The 248-nt window shown below is 55.6% G+C and carries 1 protein-coding gene; it reads left to right on the top strand.

Annotated features, from left to right (window positions below; all coding sequences use genetic code 11):
• Positions 1 to 30: 30 nt before the first annotated feature.
• On the top strand, positions 31 to 248 hold a 218-nt coding region (locus LKX83_RS32755), incomplete at its 3' end, for a BMC domain-containing protein (protein ID WP_227887460.1).

Here is a 248-nt window from a genome sequence, read left to right as displayed (position 1 = left end):
AAGAACAGTAGGGAAGGAGGGAGAGAACGTATGAATCTTCAGCCGATTAAAGCGGATGTGCTGGCGGTGCGCATGATTCCGAATGTGGACGCAGCGCTTGCAGAAAAGCTCGGACTGGTGTCTGGACAGCGCAGTGTAGGCATACTGACGGTTACGATTGATGATATCGGCTATACAGCGCTTGATGAGGCTACCAAGCGGGCGGAGGTGGATGTCGTCTATGCGCGCTCGTTCTATGCCGGGGCGGC

Origin of the sequence: Cohnella baijiui, assembly GCF_020731285.1 — a bacterium.
Lineage (GTDB): Bacteria > Bacillota > Bacilli > Paenibacillales > Paenibacillaceae > Cohnella.
Note: the sequence above shows the minus strand (reverse complement) of the source record. Positions and strands in the feature narration are given on the sequence as shown.